The 20,567-nt window shown below is 71.8% G+C and carries 19 protein-coding genes; 5 read left to right on the forward strand and 14 right to left on the reverse strand.

Annotation, left to right across the window (positions count from 1 at the left end):
* Positions 1-321: hypothetical protein (locus AB8Z75_RS14800; RefSeq protein WP_369202020.1), on the forward strand; the 321-nt coding region annotated here is incomplete at its 5' end.
* A gap of 164 nt (positions 322-485) precedes the next feature.
* Here the strand turns inward: AB8Z75_RS14800 and aroB are convergent.
* The 10 genes from aroB to rpsD form a co-directional block, all read right to left on the reverse strand.
* Positions 486-1,586: a 3-dehydroquinate synthase gene (gene aroB, locus AB8Z75_RS14805; RefSeq protein WP_369202022.1), complete on the reverse strand. Its 1,101-nt coding sequence runs from the start codon at positions 1,584-1,586 to the stop codon at positions 486-488.
* Complete coding sequence (locus AB8Z75_RS14810; protein WP_369202024.1) at positions 1,583-2,116, reverse strand: shikimate kinase; 534 nt, start codon at positions 2,114-2,116, stop codon at positions 1,583-1,585. Before AB8Z75_RS14810 ends, aroB begins: the two co-directional genes overlap by 4 nt.
* On the reverse strand, positions 2,113-3,297 hold the full coding sequence (gene aroC, locus AB8Z75_RS14815) for a chorismate synthase (protein WP_369202026.1): 1,185 nt from the start codon (positions 3,295-3,297) through the stop codon (positions 2,113-2,115). The genes AB8Z75_RS14810 and aroC overlap by 4 nt, the downstream gene beginning before the upstream one ends.
* A gap of 175 nt (positions 3,298-3,472) precedes the next feature.
* Positions 3,473-4,312, reverse strand: a complete 840-nt coding sequence (locus AB8Z75_RS14820; protein ID WP_369202028.1) for a shikimate dehydrogenase — start codon at positions 4,310-4,312, stop codon at positions 3,473-3,475.
* A 15-nt stretch (positions 4,313-4,327) separates the two neighbouring features.
* Positions 4,328-6,391: an endolytic transglycosylase MltG gene (mltG, locus tag AB8Z75_RS14825; protein ID WP_369202030.1), complete on the reverse strand. Its 2,064-nt coding sequence runs from the start codon at positions 6,389-6,391 to the stop codon at positions 4,328-4,330.
* A gap of 133 nt (positions 6,392-6,524) precedes the next feature.
* A complete protein-coding gene (gene ruvX / locus AB8Z75_RS14830; protein WP_369202032.1) occupies positions 6,525-7,022 on the reverse strand; it encodes a Holliday junction resolvase RuvX in 498 nt (165 codons plus the stop codon).
* A complete protein-coding gene (gene alaS, locus AB8Z75_RS14835; RefSeq protein WP_369202034.1) occupies positions 7,022-9,694 on the reverse strand; it encodes an alanine--tRNA ligase in 2,673 nt (890 codons plus the stop codon). The genes ruvX and alaS overlap by 1 nt, the downstream gene beginning before the upstream one ends.
* Positions 9,694-10,104 carry a DUF6167 family protein gene (locus tag AB8Z75_RS14840; protein ID WP_369202036.1) on the reverse strand — a complete coding sequence of 137 codons (411 nt, stop codon included), beginning with the start codon at positions 10,102-10,104 and terminating at the stop codon, positions 9,694-9,696. Before AB8Z75_RS14840 ends, alaS begins: the two co-directional genes overlap by 1 nt.
* Before the next feature lie 6 nt (positions 10,105-10,110).
* Positions 10,111-10,551, reverse strand: a complete 441-nt coding sequence (locus tag AB8Z75_RS14845) for a DUF948 domain-containing protein (protein WP_369202038.1) — start codon at positions 10,549-10,551, stop codon at positions 10,111-10,113.
* A gap of 250 nt (positions 10,552-10,801) precedes the next feature.
* Positions 10,802-11,413 carry a 30S ribosomal protein S4 gene (rpsD, locus tag AB8Z75_RS14850; RefSeq protein WP_114015677.1) on the reverse strand — a complete coding sequence of 204 codons (612 nt, stop codon included), beginning with the start codon at positions 11,411-11,413 and terminating at the stop codon, positions 10,802-10,804.
* Between the two features lie 55 nt (positions 11,414-11,468).
* On the opposite strand from rpsD, the gene AB8Z75_RS14855 reads away from it, so the two are divergent.
* A complete protein-coding gene (locus AB8Z75_RS14855; RefSeq protein ID WP_369202041.1) occupies positions 11,469-12,272 on the forward strand; it encodes a DUF2470 domain-containing protein in 804 nt (267 codons plus the stop codon).
* Between the two features lie 128 nt (positions 12,273-12,400).
* Positions 12,401-13,738: a PP2C family protein-serine/threonine phosphatase gene (locus tag AB8Z75_RS14860; RefSeq protein WP_369202043.1), complete on the forward strand. Its 1,338-nt coding sequence runs from the start codon at positions 12,401-12,403 to the stop codon at positions 13,736-13,738.
* Here the strand turns inward: AB8Z75_RS14860 and AB8Z75_RS14865 are convergent.
* The 4 genes from AB8Z75_RS14865 to AB8Z75_RS14880 form a co-directional block, all read right to left on the reverse strand.
* Positions 13,725-15,119, reverse strand: coding sequence for a replication-associated recombination protein A (locus AB8Z75_RS14865; RefSeq protein WP_369202045.1), 1,395 nt, complete (start codon positions 15,117-15,119; stop codon positions 13,725-13,727). The two genes, AB8Z75_RS14860 and AB8Z75_RS14865, sit on opposite strands and share 14 nt — an antisense overlap.
* Before the next feature lie 107 nt (positions 15,120-15,226).
* Positions 15,227-15,862, reverse strand: coding sequence for a vitamin K epoxide reductase family protein (locus AB8Z75_RS14870; RefSeq protein ID WP_369202047.1), 636 nt, complete (start codon positions 15,860-15,862; stop codon positions 15,227-15,229).
* A 65-nt stretch (positions 15,863-15,927) separates the two neighbouring features.
* On the reverse strand, positions 15,928-17,190 hold the full coding sequence (gene hisS, locus AB8Z75_RS14875; protein ID WP_369202049.1) for a histidine--tRNA ligase: 1,263 nt from the start codon (positions 17,188-17,190) through the stop codon (positions 15,928-15,930).
* Positions 17,191-17,201: 11 nt separating this feature from the next.
* Complete coding sequence (locus AB8Z75_RS14880; protein WP_369202051.1) at positions 17,202-17,921, reverse strand: MBL fold metallo-hydrolase; 720 nt, start codon at positions 17,919-17,921, stop codon at positions 17,202-17,204.
* 204 nt (positions 17,922-18,125) lie between these two features.
* On the opposite strand from AB8Z75_RS14880, the gene AB8Z75_RS14885 reads away from it, so the two are divergent.
* On the forward strand, positions 18,126-18,935 hold the full coding sequence (locus tag AB8Z75_RS14885; protein WP_369202053.1) for a peptidylprolyl isomerase: 810 nt from the start codon (positions 18,126-18,128) through the stop codon (positions 18,933-18,935).
* Between the two features lie 223 nt (positions 18,936-19,158).
* The gene (locus tag AB8Z75_RS14890) at positions 19,159-20,388 is read left to right on the forward strand and encodes a DUF349 domain-containing protein (protein WP_369202055.1); all 1,230 of its coding nucleotides are present in this window, start codon (positions 19,159-19,161) and stop codon (positions 20,386-20,388) included.
* The last annotated feature ends 179 nt before the right edge of the window (positions 20,389-20,567 follow it).

The raw sequence follows: 20,567 nt of genomic DNA on the forward strand, positions 1-20,567 counted from the left end.
GTGCCGGGGAGGCGCCGGTGGCTGGAGGGGAGGTTGGTGCGGTGGCTGCTGAGGGGGCTGGGGCTGCTGCGGGGCCGCCCCCTGGCGCGCCGGGTGCGGCTGCGGAGGCGCCGGATGCGGGTGCGGCTGGGGCTGCGGTGGGACCTGCGCGTGCGGAGGGCGCGGAGAGAAGCCACCCGCCGCGAGAACGCCCGGCGACGGTGCGGGGACGGGCCACTGTGCCCCGAAGCCTGGGTGGGCGCCTTGGGCACCGCTGTGCTGCATCCGGACCCCAACTCCGTCTCAAGGTGTGCGAGCGTCGCAGCGCAACGCCCGGTGTGATGCTGTGCGTTCGGCTACTGACGGTACCGTCCCCGGCCGTCTGTGTGGGAACGGCCGGGTCCGCTCCCGAGTGCCCGACGCCCCAGGGCCGCCCGACGGTTCCCTCTCGGCGGGCCGCGGGGCTCCCGGGGGCCGCGGCCCGCCCGCTCGGCCGGCGGCGCGGCTCAGGCGGCGATCTCCGCGTGGGCGGCCAGCAGCATCGCCGGGTCGGGGCTCTCCAGCACGGCCGGTTTGGCGAGCCCCTCCAGGACGATGAAGCGCAGCCGGTTGCCGCGCGACTTCTTGTCGACCTTCATCGTCTCCAGCAGCTTGGGCCACTGGTCGCCACGGTAGGTGACGGGCAGCCCGACCGACTCCAGTACCGCACGGTGCCGGTCGGCGGTCGCGTCGTCGAGCCGGCCCGCGATCCGGCCGAGCTCTGCGGCGAAGACCATGCCCACCGAGACGGCCGCCCCGTGGCGCCAGTTGTAGCGCTCGTTCTTCTCGATGGCGTGCCCGAGCGTGTGCCCGTAGTTGAGGATCTCGCGGCGGCCCGACTCCTTCAGGTCCTCCGAGACGACCTCGGCCTTCACCCGGATCGAGCGCTCGATCAGCTCGGCGGCGTGGGCGCCCTGGGGCGTGCGGGCGGCCTGCGGATCGGACTCGATCAGCTCGAGGATGACCGGGTCGGCGATGAAGCCCGCCTTGATGATCTCGGCGAGACCGCTGACGTAGTCGTGGACGCCCAGCGACTCCAGTGCCGCCAGGTCGCACAGCACCCCGGCGGGCGGATGGAAGGCGCCCACCAGGTTCTTGCCCTCGGCGGTGTTGATGCCCGTCTTGCCGCCCACGGCCGCGTCCACCATGCCCAGCACCGTCGTGGGCACGGCGACCCAGCGCACCCCGCGCAGCCACGTCGCCGCGACGAACCCCGCCACGTCCGTGGTGGCGCCGCCCCCGACGCCGACGATCACGTCGGTGCGGGTGAAGCCGGTCTGCCCGAGCGCCTTCCAGCAGTAGGCGGCGACCTCGGCGGTCTTGGACTCCTCCGCGTTGGGCAACTGGATCGCGATCGCCTCGTAGCCCTGCTCGGCGAGGTCCTCGCGCAGTGCTTCCCCTGTGGAGGCCAGCGCCTCGGGGTGCAGGACGGCGACGCGCTGCGCCTCCGCGCCGATGAGCTGGGGAAGTTCTCCGAGGAGCTGCCGACCGACGAGCACGTCATAGGGGGAGGTGCCCGCCGAGCCGCCCACGGTGATACGGGACACGGACGGGTGAGGGGTGGTCATCGCTGGTTCTCCGGCTGGGTGGACGGGAGCTGAAGGGCGGCGAGGATCTCGTCGGCGACCTGCTCGGGCGTACGGTCCTGGGTGCTGACGACGACGCGGGCCACCTCGGTGTACAGCGGCCGGCGTTCCTCCATCAGCGTGCGCCACTGCTGGCGGGGGTTGATCATGAGCAGCGGTCGAGCGGCGTCCAAGCCGACGCGCTTGACGGCCTCGGAGACGCCCATTTCCAGGAAGGCGACCGGTTGCCCGGCCAGCAGCGCCCTGGTCTCGTCCGCCAGCACGGCGCCGCCGCCGAGGGCGAGGACACCCGTGTGCTCGGCGAGGGCGGTGCGCACGGCAGCCCGCTCCAGCTCGCGGAAGTGCGGCTCGCCCTCGTCCAGGAAGATCTCCGAGATCGGCTTGCCCGCCGCCTCGACGATGTCCTGGTCGGTGTCGCGGCAGGTCACTCCCAGGCGCGCGGCCAGCAGGGCGCCGACCGTCGACTTGCCGGCCCCCATCGGGCCGACGAGCACCACCGCGGGCCCACTCACTTGATCTCCAGGGAGCCGAGGAAGCCGCGCACGTTGCGGCGGGTCTCCGCCACGCTGTCACCGCCGAACTTCTCGGCCACCGCGTCCGCCAGCACGAGCGCCACCATCGCCTCGGCGACGATCCCCGCCGCCGGTACCGCACACACGTCCGAGCGCTGGTGGTGTGCCTTGTCCGCCTCGCCGGTGCGTACGTCGACGGTGGCCAGCGCGCGCGGGACGGTCGCGATCGGCTTCATCGCCGCCCGCACCCGCAGCAGCTCGCCGGTGGACAGACCGCCCTCGGTGCCGCCGCTGCGGCCCGAGGCGCGGCGGATGCCGTCCTCGGTGGCCAGGATCTCGTCGTGTGCCTGGGAGCCCGGCACCCGCGCCAGGTCGAAGCCGTCGCCCAGCTCGACGCCCTTGATCGCCTGGATGCCCATGAGCGCCCCGGCCAGCCGTGCGTCCAGCCGCCGGTCCCAGTGCACGTGCGAGCCCAGCCCGACGGGCACACCGTGCGCGACGACCTCCACGACACCGCCGAGGGTGTCGCCGTCCTTGTGCGCCTGGTCGATCTCGGCGACCATCGCCTCGCTCGCGTCGGCGTCCAGGCACCGCACCGGGTCGGCGTCCAGCCGCGCGACGTCCGCCGGCTGCGGGACCGTGCCGTAGGGCGCCTTGGCGGCGCCCAGCTCCACCACGTGCGAGACGAGCTCGACACCCGCCGTCTCGCGGAGGAAGGAACGGGCCACGGTGCCGAGCGCCACCCGCGCCGCGGTCTCGCGCGCGGAGGCGCGCTCCAGGATCGGGCGTGCCTCGTCGAAGCCGTACTTCTGCATCCCGGCGAGGTCGGCGTGGCCGGGGCGGGGGCGGGTCAGCGGGGCGTTGCGGGCCAGCTGTTCCAGCTCGTCGGCGTCGACCGGGTCGGCGGCCATCACCTTCTCCCACTTCGGCCACTCGGTGTTGCCGACCATGACCGCGACCGGCGACCCGAGGGACTGCCCGTGGCGTACGCCGCCGAGGAAGGTGACCTCGTCACGCTCGAACTTCATGCGGGCGCCGCGGCCGTAGCCGAGGCGGCGGCGCGCCAGCTCGTCGGCGACCATGTCCGTGGTCACCGGGACGCCAGAGGGAAGGCCCTCCAGCGTCGCCACGAGTGCGGGGCCGTGCGATTCCCCGGCGGTCAGCCAGCGCAACCTGCTCAACGGTGCTCCTCTCGGCCGCCATGCGGCCCGTCCTCTTTCCTGGGTCCGATCCTCCCACGTCGGTGGTGAGGGCCTCGTCCCGTGCCCACCCTCCGGACAGAGTTCCGTGCCCACCCACCGGAGACTTCCGTGCCCGCCCTCCGGACGGCGCGGAGGGCGGGCCGCCGAGGCGCCGTCAGACGGTGCGGGAGCGCAGCTGGGCCTCGCCCGCGGCCCGCATGGCGGCCAGCGGGGCCGGGCTGCGCCCCGTCATCAGCTCGACCTGGAGCACCGCCTGGTGCACCAGCAGGTCGAGTCCGCCCAGGACGGTGCCGTTCCAGGCGGCGGCCAGGGGGGTGGGCCACGGGTCGTAGAGGACGTCGAAGAGGGTGCCGCCGGACGCGGGTACGGCGTGGGCGAGCCCGTCGGTGGCGCCCGCGGGGGTCGTGGAGACCACCAGCGGCGCCCGCAGCCCCTCGGCGGCCCGCGCCCAGTCCGCCGTCCGCACGGCGACTCCGAGCCGCTCGCCCCAGCCGCGCATCTCGCGGGCCCGCTCCTCGCTGCGCACGTAGGCGGTGACCTCCCCCTCGCAGACACGGGAGAGGGCGGCCAGCGCGGAGGAGGCGGTGGCTCCGGCGCCCAGCACGGTGGCGGACTCGACGGTGCCGATGCCGCGTTCCTCCAGCGCGGCGACCATGCCGGGGATGTCGGTGTTGTCGCCCGCCCTGTGCCCGTCGCGGGTGAGCACGACCGTGTTGACGGCCTCCACGGAGGCGGCCGTCTCGCTGACCTCGTCGAGGAGCGGCAGCACGGCCCGCTTGAGGGGCATGGTGAGCGACAGCCCCGCCCACGTGTCGTCCAGATCGGCGAGGAAGCCCGCGATGCCCTGCTCGTCCACCTCGTAGCTGTCGTAGGTCCACGCGTCGAGCCCCAGCTCGGCGTAGGCGGCCCGGTGCAGCACCGGCGAGAGGGAGTGGGCGATCGGGGAGCCGAGGACCGCCGCGCGGGTGGCGGTCTCGGAAACGGGGTGTGGCATCAGCCGCCGCTCTCCTTACTTCTTGCGCTGTTCCTTGTTGAAGTCTTCGACGTTCTTGCGGTGCTCGCTCGCGTCGTCGGTGAAGCGGGTGTCCCCCGGCTTGACCGTGACGAAGTACAGCCAGTCGCCCGCGGTCGGATCGAGTGCCGCCTCTATCGCCTGGTGGCCGGGGTTGCCGATCGGGCCCGGCGGCAGCCCCTTGTGCAGGTAGGTGTTGTACGGCGAGGGGTACTTGGTGTCGGCGACCGAGGTGTTCAGTGTGGAACGGCCCATCGCGTAGTTGATCGTCGAGTCGAAGCCGAGCGCCATGTTCTTGTCGAGCCGGTTGTAGATGACGCGGGAGACCTTGCCGAACTCGTGGTCCTCCTGGGCCTCGGCCTGCACGAGCGAGGCGATGGTGATGATCTCCTCCGGCGTCTTGCCCGCCTTCTCCGCCTCGTCCTCGAGCCCCGTCTTGGCGTACTCGGCCTCCGCGCGGTCGACCATCTTGCGGAGCACGTCCTCGGGGGTGCTGTCCTTGCCGACGCTGTACCTGGAGGGGAAGAGGAAACCTTCCGGCTTGCCGTGCGCCCACTTCGGCAATCCGATGTCGCCCGAGGTGGCCGCCTTCTTGGCGGTGCCCTCGGGGGCGTCGAGTTTCTTGTCGATCTCCTCGTAGATCTTCTTCGCCCGCCAGCCCTCGGCGATGATGAGACCGTTCTGGCTCGCCGGGTCGAGCATCATCTCCACGGCGTCCGCCCCGGACATCTTCTTGCGGAGGGTGTAGGTGCCGGCCTGGATGCTCTTGTCCCCCGCCGCCTCCACGAAGGCTCCGGCGCTCTTGACCACGCCGGCCTTGTGCAGCACCTGGCCCATCTCCATGAGCGAGGCACCCTCGGGGACGTCCACCATGACCTCGCCCGAGCCCTTGCCCGCGTAGTCGGGGGCGGGGGCGAAGTGCGACTGGTAGAAGTCGTAACCGACGTAGCCGACGACACCGACCCCGGCGACGAGGGCCGCGGAGATGACCAGGCCGCAGCCGCGACCGCGCCTGGTACCGCTCCCGCCCCGGCGCCCGCGCCGGCGGCCCGCGCCGCCGTCCGCCTCGTCTTCGTCCTCCTCCTCGTCCCAGGCGCCGTCAGCGCCGTCGGGGTCGTCGTCGCGGTCCAGGAAGAAGGCGCGCTCGCCCTGGTCGGGGCCCGGGTCCCAGCCGGTTTCCGGGTCGGCGCCGGTGCCGGGGGTCTGCCGGGGGCCGGGCACGGGGCCGCCGCCCTCGTGCGGATGCTGCTGGGGAGGGACCTCCGTCCGGTAGCCGCCCGGCGCTCCGTACGGCACGGGGGACTCGCCCGTGTGCTCCCCGGCCGGGGAGCTGCCCACCGGGTACTGGCCGGTGGAGTACTCGCCCGTCGGGTACTGACCGGTGCTGTACTCCCCCGTCGAGTACTCGCCCGTGCTGTACTCCCCCGTCGGGTACTGACCGGTGCTGTACTCCCCCGTCGGGTACTGACCGGTGCTGTACTCCCCCGCCGGGTACTGACCGGTGTGATGGCTTCCGGTCGGGTACTCCCCGGACGGATACTCACCCGTGGAGTACCCGACGGTGCCGTACTGGCCGGACGGGTACCCGTCCGCGCCGTACGTCGGGGACGCGTACTCACCCGTGGAGTACCCGCCCGTGCCGTACTCCCCGGACGGATACTCGCCCGTGGAGTACCCGAGGGTGCCGTACTCCCCGGACGGGTACGCGCCCGTCGCGTAGGCGCCGGTCGCGTACTGACCCGTGCCGTAGGGATCGTAGGGATCCACGGTCTGACCGACCTGGTAGTGACCGCCGGTGTCGGTGTCGGCGTAGGACGCCGGAGCGTAGTGCTGCCCCTGTCCCTGCGACGGGTGCGAGGCGGCCTGGGCATCGAACCATCCGCCGTCGCCATACTGCTGCGGGTACTGCTGCTGGGGGTACTGCTGCGGTGCGTACTGCTGCTGCTCGGCGTTCTGCGGGGCCTGATTCCAGCCTCCGGGGTATCCGGGCTGCTGATCCCCGTAGAGAGGGTCGTCAGGGTCCCACGGTTGTGAGCCCTGTTCCCGGCCATACTCAGTCATCGATCCCCTTGAGACGCGAGAGCGGCAGCCGGGCCGCGTGCCGGGCACCCGGACCGGAACCGTCCCGGGGCGTGTGCGGCGCGCGCGAGGGTGCGGCGGCTGCCGTGTCGCGCGGAACGTTACCGCACAGCGATCAGACAACCACTTCGACGCATTGCCCCGGAGGGTGCCCCGAGCTGCGCTCCGTCTCCAGCGCGTTCTGCAGGATCACCACAGCCGCCGCCTGGTCGATGCGTGAACGGCCCTTCTTGGAGCTGACTCCCGAGGCCCGCATGCCCGCTGCGGCGGTGACCGTGGAGAGGCGTTCGTCCACGAGCCGCACCGGGACCGGTGTGATGTTTTTCGCCAGCTGCTCGGCGAACGCGCGCACCTTCGCCGCCGCCGGGCCCTCCCCGCCGCTGAGCGAACGGGGCAGCCCGACGACGACCTCCAGCGGTTCGTACTCCTCGGCCAGCGCGGCCAGCCGCCGCTGCGCCGCCGGAACGTCCTTGCCCGACACCGTCTCGACGGGGGTCGCGAGGACCCCGTCGGGGTCGCTGCTCGCGACCCCGATCCGGGCGTCACCGACGTCGACGGCGAGCCGCCTGCCGCGCCGGAAGGACGCCACGGCCTCGGGGTCCACCGCGTCCATCAGGCGTTGCCCCCGGCCTCGGCCACGAGGCGCTCGACGGCGGCGACGGCCTCGTCGACGGCCTCCGGGTTCTGACCGCCGCCCTGGGCGACGTCCGGCTTGCCGCCACCGCCGCCGCCCAGCGCCTTGGCGGCCGTACGCACCAGGTCACCGGCGCGCAGCCCGGCCTCGCGGGCGCCCTCGTTGGTGGCGATGACGGTGAGCGGGCGGCCGTTCGTGACGGCGAACAGCGCGACGACGGCAGGACGGCTGCCGAGGCGCTGGCGCACGTCCAGCACCAGGGTGCGCAGGTCGTCGGCGGCGGTGCCGTCGGGAACCCGGGCGGCGGCCAGCGCGGTGCCGCGCACGTCCTTGGCGCCGTCGGCGATCCCGGCAGCGGCCTGGAGGACCTTCTCGGCCCGGAACCGCTCGATCTCCTTCTCGGCGTCCTTGAGCCGGGTCAGCATTCCGGAGATCCGCTCGGGCAGCTCCTCCGAGCGGCCCTTGACGAGCTCCGTCAGCTGCGAGACGACGGTGTGCTCGCGGGCCAGGAACTTGTAGGCGTCCACGCCGACCAGCGCCTCCACGCGGCGCACGCCGGAGCCGATGGAGGACTCGCCCAGCAGCTTGACAAGACCGAGCTGCGAGGTGTTGTGCACGTGGGTGCCGCCGCACAGCTCCTTGGAGAAGTCGCCGATGGTCACCACGCGCACGGTCTGGCCGTACTTCTCACCGAACTCGGCGAGGGCGCCCTGCTTCTTGGCGTCGTCGATGCCCATGTACTCGGCGTGCACGTCGAGTTCCCTGGCGAGCACCTCGTTGATCTTCTGCTCGACGTCGGTGAGCACGGTCCCCGGAACGGCGGCCGGCGAGCCGAAGTCGAAGCGGAAGCGGCCCGGCGCGTTCTCCGACCCGGCCTGGGCGGCAGTGGGGCCCAGCGCGTCGCGCAGCGCCTGGTGGGTGAGGTGGGTAGCGCTGTGGGCACGGGCGATGGAGCGGCGTCGGTCCCCGTCGATCTGCGTGTGCGCCGCCGAGCCGACGGTGACCTCACCGACCTGGACGGTGCCCTTGTGCACGCTGACGCCGGGCACCGGCTGCTGGACGTCGCGCACCTCGATGACGGCGCCGCCCTCCAGCCGGATGCGGCCGGTGTCGGCGAGCTGGCCGCCGCCCTCGGCGTAGAAGGGGGTGCGGTCCAGGACGACCTCGACGTCGTCGCCCTCACTGGCGGCGGGCGAGGAGACGCCGTCGACCAGCAGGCCGACGACGGTGGCCTCGCCGGAGGTCTCGAAGTAGCCGGTGAAGTCGGTGGCTCCCGAGCTGTCGGCGATCTCGCGGTAGGCCGACATGTCGGCGTGGCCGGTCTTCTTGGCCTTGGCGTCGGCCTTGGCGCGCTCCCGCTGCTCCTTCATCAGCCTGCGGAAGCCCCGCTCGTCCACCGACAGGCCCTGTTCGGCGGCCATCTCCAGGGTGAGGTCGATGGGGAAGCCCCAGGTGTCGTGGAGCAGGAACGCCTTGTCGCCGGACAGGACGGTGCCGCCGGACTGCTTGGTCTCGGTGACGGCGCCGTCGAGGATGTTGGTGCCGGCCTTCAGGGTCTTGAGGAAGGCGGCCTCCTCGGCGAGCGCGACGGTCTCGATGCGCTTGCGGTCGGTGATCAGCTCGGGGTACTGCTGCCCCATCGTCTCGATGACGACGTCGAGGAGATCCTGGACGACCGGCCCGGTGGCGCCCAGGATGCGCATGTTGCGAATGGCGCGGCGCATGATGCGGCGCAGCACGTAGCCGCGGCCCTCGTTGCCGGGGGTGACGCCGTCGCCGATGAGCATGACCGAGGTGCGGATGTGGTCGCTGACCACGCGCAGCGACACGTCGGTCTGTTCGGCGGCGCCGTAGGAGACGCCGGTCAGCGCGGTGGCCTTGTCGATGACGGCGCGCGAGGTGTCGATCTCGTACATGTTGTGCACGCCCTGGAGAATCATCGCCAGGCGTTCGAGACCGAGACCGGTGTCGATGTTCTTGCTGGGCAGGTCGCCGAGGATCGGATAGTTCTTGCCCTCGCCGGGACCGCGCTCGTACTGCATGAAGACCAGGTTCCAGATCTCCACGTACCGCTCGTCGTTGACGGCCGGGCCGCCCTCGCGGCCGAACTCGGGCCCGCGGTCGTAGTTGATCTCGGAGCAGGGGCCGCAGGGGCCGGGCACGCCCATGTCCCAGTAGTTCTCCTCCATGCCCAGGCGCTGGATGCGCTCCTCGGGCACCCCGACGATGTCGCGCCAGATGCGCTCGGCCTCGTCGTCCTGCTCGTAGACGGTGATCCACAGACGCTCGGGGTCGAGCCCGTAACCGCCCTGCCCCTGGGGACTGGTCAGCAGCTCCCAGGCGAGCTTGGCGGCGCCCTCCTTGAAGTAGTCGCCGAAGGAGAAGTTGCCGCACATCTGGAAGAAGGTGCCGTGCCGGGTGGTCTTGCCAACCTCCTCGATGTCCGGCGTGCGCACGCACTTCTGCACGCTGGTGGCGCGCGACCAGGGCGGGGTGACCTCGCCCAGGAAGTACGGCTTGAAGGGGACCATGCCCGCGGGGACCAGGAGGAGCGTGGGGTCGTCCGCGATCAGCGACGCCGACGGCACGACGTGGTGCCCCCGCTCCTCGAAGAAGCGCAGCCAGCGGCGGCGGATTTCAGCCGACTCCATCAGTGGTCCTCATTCCGGTCGTTCGAGTGGTGGGGGTGGGCCTCGGGGCCGCTCAGGTCGTGGCGCCGGGGCGCGGGGTGGACGGCGCCCAGTTGCGGGGTGCCCTGCTGCGGGGCGCTCTGCTGGCGCGGAAGCGAGGCCGTCCGGCGGCCGGGGAGCCGGGGCACGGGGCCGGGCTCCTCCGGTGCGTCGAGGCCCAGCGCGTCCTTGAGTTCGCTTTCGCGCTGTGCCATTCCCGCGCGCACGTCGAGGGCGAACTCGCGCAGCCGGTGGCCGCCCTCGACGGCTTTGTCTGCCGCGCGGACGGCCAGCGCGTCGGGGGCGAGGCTGCGGATCTTGCGCTGGACCTTGGTGGTGGCCCAGACACCGGCGGCGGCGCCGGTGGTGAACCAGAAGGCTCGGCGGAACATGCGGGATCAGCCCTTTCGGCGCTTGCGGCCGCCGCGCCGGGCGGCGGGGACGGTGCGGCCGACGACGACCTTTCCCGCGTCCCGCGACTCCTTGGAGCCGGGCTCCTTGCGGCCGAGAGCTCGCCGTACGCCGTAGCCGAACGCCGCGACCTTGACGAGCGGGCCGCCGAAAGTGGTGGAGACCGTGGAGGAGAGGGCGGACGCGTTGGAGGTGACCTCCTGGACGTCCGAGGCGATCGCGTCGACGCGGTCCAGCTGGGTCTGTGCGGAGCGGACCGTCGCCGACGCCTCTCCCAGGAGGGGGACCGCCTGCTCCGTCACGCCCGACACCAGCTTCGTCGCCGCCTTGAGCGTCTGTGCGAGCCTCACCAGCACCACGGCGAGGAACGACACCAGGATCGCCCAGAAGACGGCCACGAGGAGACCGGCCACTTCTCCACCGGACACGCTGCACCGCTTCCCTTGAGGGTCATGGGGTCGGCCGCCGCTCGCCGGGTGGCCGACCGCGGCGGCGTATGAGGTACCGACCTTATCGCGCCGCGGCACCGGCCCTGTACCGGATTCCGGGCCGGGACACCCGCGAGGTGTGCCGGTGGGAGTCGAGCGGGAGGGAAGCCGGAGCGCAAACGCCGCGGCCCGCCCCCGCGGACCGGCTGTCGCCGGTGCCGCAGGGCGGGCCGCTGGGGAACCGCCGAGGTCAGCGCGCGTAGTACTCGACGACGAGCTGCTCGTCGCAGATCACCGGGATCTCCTTGCGGTTGGGGTCCCGGTCCAGGCGGAAGGCGAGCGCCTGCAGGTTGACCTGCAGGTAGCGCGGGGTCTCGCCCTCGCCCGCGTAGCCACCCTCACGGGCGACCTGGAAGGGGTACTTCTGGCGGCTGCGCTCGCGCACCATCACCACGTCGTCGGGGCGGACACGGAAGGACGGCTTGTCGACCTTCCGGTCGTTGACGCTGATGTGGCCGTGCACGACCATCTGGCGCGCCTGGTAGATGGTGCGGGCCAGGCCGGCCCGCAGCACGAGCGCGTCAAGACGCCGCTCCAGCTCGACGACCAGGGCCTCACCGGTCTTGGCGTCGGTCTTGCGCGCGCGGTCGTAGGCGCGGCGCATCTGGCTCTCGCTGATGTCGTACTGCGCGCGCAGGCGCTGCTTCTCCAGCAGACGGACCTTGTAGTCGCTGTTCTGCTTGCGGCCCCTGCCGTGCTCCCCGGGCGGGTACGGGCGCTGCTCGAAGTACTTGACGGCCTTCGGGGTCAGCGCGACGCCCAGGGCACGCGACTTCTTGACCTTGGGACGCGACTGGTTCACGTTGAACGAACCTCCGTGTAAGTTAGGTGAGCCTTACCTTAGCTGAGGAGCACGTATGTTTCGACCTGGGATCCCCCTGCCTGGCACAGACGCCGAGGAGGAACAGCCGCGTCCCGTGGAAGACGCCCGGCAGCCGACCGCCGCCGAACGTGTACGAACCCTCGCGCAATCCAGCGTATCCGCCCTGCTCAGCATTCCCGGCGCCGACCAAGGGCCCGCGGAACCGGGGGCCGGCGTCCCCGAAGCCCGCGCCGTCACCCCCGAAGGAGACGTCATCGTCCTGGTGACGGCCGACTCGGTGGAGGCACGCGTGTGCGCCTACGCCCAGGACGACGACCTCGCCGCGGTGATGGAGATCACGGACGTGGCGCCCGTCTCCGTACCGCACCGCATCCGCGGACGCGCCTGGATCGCCGGCTGGCTCACCCCCGTACGCGGCGACGAGCGAGCCGCCTGCGCCCGCCTGCTGGCCGAGGCCGCCCCGACGGCACCCGTCGCCGGGGACTCCCGGCAGATGCTCCGCCTGGAGGTCGGCGAGGCCTACGTCGACGACCTGTGGGGCGCCGAGGGGGTGGAACCCGACGCCTTCGCCGACGCGTCCTGCGACCCCCTCGCGGCCCACGAGGCCGAACTTCTCCAGCACCTGGCCTCGGCCCACGCCGAGCAGGTGCGCGCGCTGTGCGCCTGCCAGGGGTGGGGACACGCCGCGCCGCTGGCCCTGGACCGGTTCGGACTGCGCGTGCGGGGCTGGAACGCCGCGGGCTCGTGCGTGGACACCCGCTTCGACTTCGCCGAGCCCGTCGCCTCCGTCGCCGGGCTGCGACACGCGATGCACTCCCTGTTCGCCCAGGGCGGCTGACGAGGCACGCCCCGCCGGCCGCCCGCCGGGCCGCGCGGCAGAACGGCCGCGGTCACCTGCCGCGCGGCTCCGCACCGCCCTCACTAGAGTGGATGTGTCCCTTTTACCCGGGAACCGGCAGGAAGCGTGTGACGTCACCGGAGATCGACTACGCGGCCCTCTTCGCCGCCTCGCCCAGCGCCTACGCGCTGCTGGGTCCCGACCTGGTCATCCGGGACGTCAACCCCGCGTACCTGGAACTCACCCTGCGTATCAGGGACGAGCTGGTCGGCCAGTACATCTTCGACGTCTTCCCGGAGAACCGCGCCGACCCCGAGGCCGACGGCATCCGCAGCCTGAGATCCTCTCTGCACCGGGTCGTCACCTTCCGCAAGGTGGACGTCATCCCGCTCCAGAAGTACGACATCCCGGTCGCCGGCAAGCCCGGAGTCTTCGAGGAACGCTGGTGGCACACGGTCAACACCCCGCTGCTGGCCCCGGACGGATCCGTGAGCGCCGTGCTGTGCCGCGAAGAGGACATGACCGGCTTCATCCGCTCCTACCAGCAGCAGCACGGCAGCATCCCCGCCCTGACGGACCCCGCAGCCGAGGGTGCGGACCTACCGTCGCGGGACGGTACGCAGGTGGCGGCCGAGGACGGCGCGCGGCCGGCCGGGGCCCGCGCCCGGGAGGCCGCACCCGACCTGACGACCCAGCTCTACGCGCGGGCCCAGGAACTGGTCCGGATCAACGAGGAACTGCGCCGGTCCAACGCCCAGGAACGGCAGGTGGCGCTCACCCTTCAGGAGGCGATGCTCTACTCGCCGGGACTCCCCCGGCCGAACGTCGCCGTCCGCTACCTGCCGGCCGCCGGGACCCTCAACGTCTGCGGCGACTGGTACGACGTGACCGACACCCACGAGGGCCGATTCGCCGCAGCCGTCGGCGACGTGGTCGGCCACGGCCTGGAGGCGGCTGCCGTCATGGGCATGCTGCGCAGCGCGCTCAGCGCCGCGATGCGTGCCACGGACGGGCCCGCCAGGGCCCTGCAGGTACTGGGCCTGTACGCGGGCACCGTCGAGGGTGCGATGAACGCGACAGCCGTCAAGATCGTGGTCGACAGCCCCCACCACACGCTCACCTACAGCAGCGCGGGCCACCCACCGCCGATCCTGCGGCACCAGGACGGCACCTGCGAACTCCTCGACCAGGCCACCGATCCGCCGCTGGCCACCCGCGCCAACGAGGCGGAACCGCGGGCACAGGCCACCTGCACCTACACCCCGGGAGACGTTCTCGTCCTCTACACCGACGGCCTCATCGAACGCCGCGACGAGGACATCGACACGGGACTCGCGCGCCTGACCGAGGCCGTCTCCCGGCGCGGCAGCCTGGGCCCTGAGGACCTGGCGGACGCGCTGCTGGCCGGCCTGGGCGTCAGCGAAGGGTCCGTGGACGACGTCGCGCTGGTCGTCATCCGGCTGTGAAGGAACCCTGCTCGCCGCCCGGCTGCTGGACGTCCTCCCCGCGCAGACGGGCCCTCACACGTTCGGCCACCTGCGCGTAACGGGCCTCCGCGCCGTACCTCGTGGGCTCGTAGTAGCGCTTGCCGTGCACCTCGTCGGGCGCGTACTGCTGCGCGGCGATACCGCCGGGAAGGTCGTGCGGATACGCGTAACCCTTGCCGTGGCCCAGCTTCTGGGCGCCGTTGTAGTGACTGTCCCGCAGATGGGACGGCACGGGCCCGGCGAGCCCCGCCCGCACGTCCGCGAGCGCCGCGTCGACGGCCAGGTAGACCGCGTTGGACTTCGGGGCCAGCGCCAGCGCCACCGTGGCCTGGCTCAGCGTGATCCGGGCCTCGGGGAAACCGATCATGGCCACGGCCTGCGCCGCGGCCACTGCCGTCTGGAGCGCCTGGGGGTCGGCCAGCCCGATGTCCTCGCTCGCCGAGATCATCAGACGGCGGGCGATGAACCGGGGGTCCTCCCCCGCCTCGATCATCCGCGCCAGGTAGTGCAGCGCCGCGTCCACATCCGAGCCGCGGATGGACTTGATCAGCGCGCTGGCCACGTCGTAGTGCTGGTCGCCCGCCCGGTCGTACTTGACCGCGGCCTTGTTCACGGCCTCCTCGACAGTGGACAGGGCGATGGCGGACTCCCCCTTGGCCAGGGCCGCGCCCGCGCCCGCCTCCAGCGCCGTCAACGCGCGCCGGGCGTCGCCGCCCGCGATGCGCAGCAGGTGTGCCTCGGAGTCCTCGGGGAGGGTCACGCGGGCGTCGAGACCGCGCTCGTCGGCGACGGCGCGCCGCAGCAGCCCGCGGATGTCGTCGTCGGTCAGCGGCTCCAGCGTCAGCAGCAGAGAACGGGAGAGCAGCGGCGAGATCACGGAGAAGTACGGGTTCTCCGTCGTCGCGGCGATCAGGGTGACCCAGCGGTTCTCCACCGCGGGCAGCAGGGAGTCCTGCTGGGCCTTGCTGAACCTGTGGATCTCGTCGAGGAAGAGAACGGTCTCCTTGTTGTAGGCGCCGGACGAACGGCGGGCACCGTCGATGACGGCGCGTACCTCCTTGACCCCGGCGGTGATCGCCGACAATTCCACGAACCGCTTGTCGGTGGCCTGGCTGACGACGTACGCGAGCGTCGTCTTGCCGGTGCCCGGAGGGCCCCACAGCATCACCGACGAGGAGCCCGCGGGGCCGCCCCCGCCCTCCCCGACCAGGCGGCGCAGCGGCGAGCCCGGGCGCAGCAGATGCTGCTGCCCCACCACCTCGTCCAGGCTGCGCGGGCGCATCCGCACGGCCAGGGGACTCGCGGACGGGTCCTTGGCCTGGCGGTCCTCTGCTGCTGCGGTGAAAAGATCGGGCTCCACAACGGGAAACCCTAAGTCAGGCCACCGACAAACGTCCCGCCCGCCGGGTCCCTCCCGCGGACCCGGCTCTCAGCGCCGTCGGCCACGGGTGCGTGCCGCCGCACACGTCAGCCCGTCCAAAAGTCCCACCAGCGCGTGAGGACGAGGATGCCGATCACGCCGATGTGCAGCACCGGCAGCACCCACGGGAACTCCCCGACGAAGCCGCGCACCCCCGCGGGCGCCGGCAGGAACTGGCTGCGGACGTTGTGCGCGGTCACGTACCAGAACATGACGATGGTGACGACCCAGGCCAGGCAGCACCACAGGCACAGATTGCCGATCACGTACAGGGACTGGTACTGGAGCCACGACACGAAGCCGACACCGAAGAGGCAGCCGGCGTTGAACGTCAGCCAGTACCAGCGCGGGAAGGTGACGCGGGTGAGCAGACAGACACCGACGCAGACGACGACGCCGTAGGCGACCAGGCCGATCATGGGGTTGGGGGCGCCGAAGGCCGCGGCCTGGTCGCTCTCCATGATGTTGCCGCAGGCGATGACCGGGTTGATGCTGCACGCCGGCTTGAAGTTCTTGTCCTCCAGGAGCTTGAACTTGTCCAGCGTGATGACCCAGGACGCGAGCAGGCCCGCGGCGCCCGTGATGATCAGCATCCAGCCGAACGCCTTGCTCGCACCGACGGCACCCCCCTTCGGTGCGTCAGCGGTCACATGCGCCTCACCGGGGGGTGCCGTCATCGTCATAGCCTTCGTCCCGTCATCTGGTCATGGCCGGTACCAGGCTCATTCTGCCCCAACTCGCTGTGTGGTCAGCGCAGCTTGTCCCGCACCTCGGCCACCGCACCCGCCAGCGACACGGCGGTCTGCTCGCCGCTCGCGAGATCCTTGAGCTGGGCCACGCCGTCGGCCAGATCGCGTTCGCCCAGCAGCAGCGCGAAGCGCGCCCCGGAACGGTTGGCCGACTTCATCGCGTTCTTCATGCGCTTGCCGCCGTAGGCGAGATCGGCCGCGACGCCCTCCCTGCGCAACTCGGTGACCAGGTGGAACAGCCGCCGCCTGGCCTCCTCTCCGAGCGGCACGGCGTAGACCTCGGTGACCGCGGGCAGTGCCAGATCCACGCCCTCCGCCTCCAGGGCGAGGACCGTGCGGTCCACGCCCAGAGCCCAACCGACGGACGGCAGCTCAGGGCCCCCGATCATCTCGGAGAGACCGTCGTAACGGCCGCCGCCGCCGATGGCGGACTGGGACCCCAGGCCGTCGTGAACGAACTCGAAAGTGGTACGCGTGTAGTAGTCGAGTCCGCGCACCAGCCGGGGATCGTCCTCGAAGGGGACGCCCGCGTCGGTGAGCAGCGCACGCACCTCCTCGTGGAAGGCCTTGCACTCCTCGCACAGGTGGTCGCGCATCATCGGCGCCCCGGCCAGCTGCCGCTGCACGCTCTCCCGCTTGTCGTCGAGCACCCGCAGCGGGTTGATCTCGATACGGGCCCGCGTCTCCTCGTCCAGGTCCAGGCCGCGCAGGAACTCCTGCAGCGCGCTCCGGTAGACGGGGCGGCAGGTGCGGTCGCCCAGGGAGTTGAGCAGCAGCCGGAAACCGCTCAGTCCGAGCGAACGGTAGGCGTCGTACGCCAGGACGATCAGCTCGGCGTCCAGCGTCGGGTCCTCGGCACCGATGGCCTCGGCACCCACCTGGGAGAAGTGCCGGTAACGGCCCTTCTGCGGACGCTCGTAGCGGTAGTAGGAGCCCGAATACCACAGCTTCACCGGGAGGTTGCCGCCCCGGTGGAGGTTGGCCTCCAGCGCGGCGCGCAGCACCGAGGCGGTGCCCTCGGGCCGCAGCGCCAGCTCGTCACCGCCCTTGGTGGTGAGGGTGTACATCTCCTTCGTCACGATGTCGGTGGACTCGCCGACACCGCGTGCGAACAGCTCGACGCTCTCGAATCCGGGCGTCTCCACATAGCCGTATCCCGACCTGCGCAGCGGCGCCGCCATGGCCTCGCGCACGGCGAGGTACTTCGCCGAGTCGGGCGGCAGCAGGTCGTAGGTGCCCTTGGGGGCGCTGAAGGTGCTCACGGGGCTTCTCGTCACATTCCTCGTCGTGGGGCGGCGTCGCCGACGCCGCCTCCCGGCCCGGCGGCGGCCACCTGCCGCAGGAAGGGGTTGGTGGCGCGCTCGGTGCCGATCGTCGTCTGGGGGCCGTGCCCGGCCAGCACCACGGTCTCGTCCTCCAGCGGCAGGCACACGCGTGCGAGCGAGCTGAGGATCTCCTCCGAGTCACCTCCGGGCAGGTCGGTGCGTCCGACGGAGCCGGCGAACAGCAGGTCGCCCGAGAAGAAGACAGGCGGTACGTCCGCCTGTTCGGGCATCCTGAAGGTCACCGACCCCTTGGTATGGCCGGGCGCGTGCGCGACGGTGAACTCCATGCCCGCCAGCTTCAGCGCCGCGCCGTCGGACAGCTCCTTGACGTCGTCCGGCTCGCCCACCGTCAGCTCGCCCATCAGGGGCGCTCCGATGGTCTGCCCGATCCCCTTCTCCGGGTCGCTCATCATGTAGCGGTCGGCCGGGTGGATCCAGGCGGGCACGTCGTGCGCACCGCAGACGGGGACGACGGAGGCGACGTGGTCGATGTGGCCGTGCGTGAGGATCACCGCGACCGGCTTGAGCCGGTGCTTGGCGACGGCCTCCTCGACCCCCGGCGCGGCCTGGTGGCCAGGGTCGATGATCACGCACTCCTCACCGGCGGCGGGGGCGACCAGATAACAGTTGGTCCCCCAGGCCCCGGCGGGGAACCCGGCAACAAGCACGATCGTCCTTCAATTCGTCCGACGGCGGATCACAGCGGCGAAGCGGCCGAGTGGGCGCTTCGCCGGTCAGGCAGCCAGCCTACCGGCGCCGACGCGCACCGGGCCAACAGGTAAGAAGCAGCACGAGGGCAGGGCGGGCCCACAGGGGAGACGTATACGGTACGTGAGCCCCCGCAGGTGCGACGCCTCGAAGGAGACGAGACCGTGGTCAGCAGTGAGCAGCGCAGAAAGCAGCTCGCCCGGGAGAAGTACGAGCGGTACCTCAAGCGCAAGGAAGCAGCCCGGCGCAGGGCCCGCGTCCGCAATACGGCGATCGCCATCGGCGTGGTGCTCGTCCTCGCGGCCGGCGGGGCGTACGCCGCCACGGGCGGGCTGAACGGGGACGAGAAGAAGGACGAAGCGGCGGACAAGCCCTCCGAGGCACCCACCAGCAAGGCCCCCGACCCCTGCGACGAGCCCGCCAAGGGCAAGCCCAGCGACAAGCAGTGGAAGAAAGAACCCGCCATGACGGTGGACAAGTCCGCCGACTACACCATGAAGCTGGAGACCAGCTGCGGGGACATCCCCGTCGAGATGGACGCGGACAAGGCCCCGCACACCGTCAACTCCTTCAACTTCCTGGCGGGCGAGAAGTACTTCGACCACTCCCCCTGCCACCGGATGACGGCGCTGCCCAAGCCCAAGCCGCTGTACGTGCTCCAGTGCGGCTCCCCCAAGGGCAGCCCGGCGGGCGGTCCCGGCTACGAGCTCGACGACGAGAACCTCAAGGGCGCCGAGTACCCGGCCGGCACCGTCGCGATGGCCAACAGCGGCCCGGACACCGGCGGCAGCCAGTTCTTCCTCGTCTACAAGGACAGCGAGCTTCCGCCCAACTACACGCCGTTCGGGAAGGTGACCGACTCCGGCATGAAGGTGCTGAAGAAGATCGCCGACGCGGGAGTGGCGGCCCCGCAGGGCGACGGCCCGCCCAACGCCACCGTGGTGATCGACAAGGCTACGGTCCGTAAGTCCTGAAGAACCGACCGTCGCCGCCCGCGCGTCCACCCCGCCGGGGGTGCCGTCCGGGCCGGGGACTGGGGCGCCTCGGCCGAAGGCACCCCACCCCCGGCCCGGCAATTCGCCGCCCGCCGGATGCGGACAGCGCGGGCGCCGGTCGCCTATGTTGGCTGTGACGAGAACCGTGGACGATGCCGGGGGGCCGCAACGCCCCTCCCGGGCATCTTGTGGAGGAGGCGCTGTGAGCAGCGACCCGTGGGGCCGCGTCGACGACGCGGGGACTGTGTACGTGCGTACGGCGGACGGCGAGAAGGTCGCCGGGTCGTGGCAGGCGGGCTCGCCCGACGAGGCCCTCGCCTACTTCAAGCGCAAGTACGACGGTCTGGTCGTGGAGACCGACCTGCTTGAGCGCCGGTTGAAGACCACCGACCTGTCGGCGAAGGACGCCACCACCGCGATCGAGCACCTGCGCGAGCAGGTCGACGCCCACCACGCCGTGGGCGACCTCGACGCGCTGCGCGCCCGCCTCGACACACTGGCCGGGACGGTCGAGACGCGCCGCGAGGAGCGCAAGGCCCGCAAGGCCCAGCAGTCCGAAGAGGCGCGCCACGCCAAGGAGGAACTGGTCACCGAGGCCGAACAACTGGCGGCCAGCGACCAGTGGCGGGCAGCCGGCGAACGGCTGCGGGCGCTGGTCGACACCTGGAAGGGCCTGCCGCGGCTCGACCGCAAGAGCGACGACGAACTGTGGCACCGCTTCTCGCACGCGCGCTCCGCCTTCTCCAAACGCCGCAAGGCACACTTCGCGCAGCTCGACGCGCAGCGTGAGGAAGCACGGCAGCGCAAGGAGAAGCTGGTCGCCGAGGCCGAAGCGCTCTCCGGCTCGCGGGAGTGGGGCCCCACCGCCGCCAAGTACCGCGACCTCATGCAGGACTGGAAGGCCGCGGGACGGGCGCAGCGGGAGCACGAGGACGACCTGTGGGCGCGGTTCAGGGGCGCCCAGGACGTCTTCTTCCAGGCCCGCGCCGAGGTCTTCGCCGAACGCGACAGCGAGCAGCGCGAGAACCTCTCCCGCAAGGAGGAACTCGCCGCCGAGGCGGAGAAGCTGCTGCCCATCACGGATCTGAAGACCGCGCGAAGCGCGTTCCGCGGCATCAACGAACGCTGGGACGCCGTCGGCCACGTCCCGCGCGACGCACGGCCCAGAGTCGAGGGCCGGATGCACGCCGTCGAACGCGCCATCCAGGAGGCCGAGGAGGCCGAGTGGCGCCGCACCAACCCCGAGGCGCGGGCCCGCGCCGCAGGGCTGACGGGCCAGCTCCAGGACGCCGTCGACAAGCTGCACGCGCAGCTGGAGAAGGCCCGGGCCGCGGGGAACACGGCCAAGGCCGCCAAGCTGGAACGCGAATTGGAGGGCCGCCAGGCCCTTCTGGACCAGGCCCAGAAGGGCCTCCAGGAATTCGGCGGGTGACCCTCGCGGGGCGGCCGAACGCTTCGGCTGAGGCCGCCCCCTCTCCGCCGGACCCTCGCCACTGTCGTTGCGCGCCGTGGCGGCGGACGAGAGACGGGGCTGGCGCCCTCGCGGCCCCCACCCCGTAAGAGGGGCGGGGGATGGTGCCCCCGGGCTCGGGGCGGAGCCCCGTGGGGGTT

The organism is Streptomyces sp. PU-14G, assembly GCF_041028275.1.
Taxonomy (GTDB): Bacteria; Actinomycetota; Actinomycetes; order Streptomycetales; family Streptomycetaceae; genus Streptomyces.

Coding starts and splice junctions, on each gene's coding strand:
- AB8Z75_RS14820 (WP_369202028.1), bottom strand. CDS start 4,312: ATGCCACACCCCGTTTCCGAGACCGCCACCCGCGCGGCGGTCCTCGGC.
- AB8Z75_RS14840 (WP_369202036.1), bottom strand. CDS start 10,104: ATGTTCCGCCGAGCCTTCTGGTTCACCACCGGCGCCGCCGCCGGTGTC.
- mltG (WP_369202030.1), bottom strand. CDS start 6,391: ATGACTGAGTATGGCCGGGAACAGGGCTCACAACCGTGGGACCCTGAC.
- aroB (WP_369202022.1), bottom strand. CDS start 1,586: ATGACCACCCCTCACCCGTCCGTGTCCCGTATCACCGTGGGCGGCTCG.
- alaS (WP_369202034.1), bottom strand. CDS start 9,694: ATGGAGTCGGCTGAAATCCGCCGCCGCTGGCTGCGCTTCTTCGAGGAG.
- AB8Z75_RS14870 (WP_369202047.1), bottom strand. CDS start 15,862: ATGACGATGACGGCACCCCCCGGTGAGGCGCATGTGACCGCTGACGCA.
- ruvX (WP_369202032.1), bottom strand. CDS start 7,022: ATGGACGCGGTGGACCCCGAGGCCGTGGCGTCCTTCCGGCGCGGCAGG.
- AB8Z75_RS14855 (WP_369202041.1), top strand. CDS start 11,469: ATGTTTCGACCTGGGATCCCCCTGCCTGGCACAGACGCCGAGGAGGAA.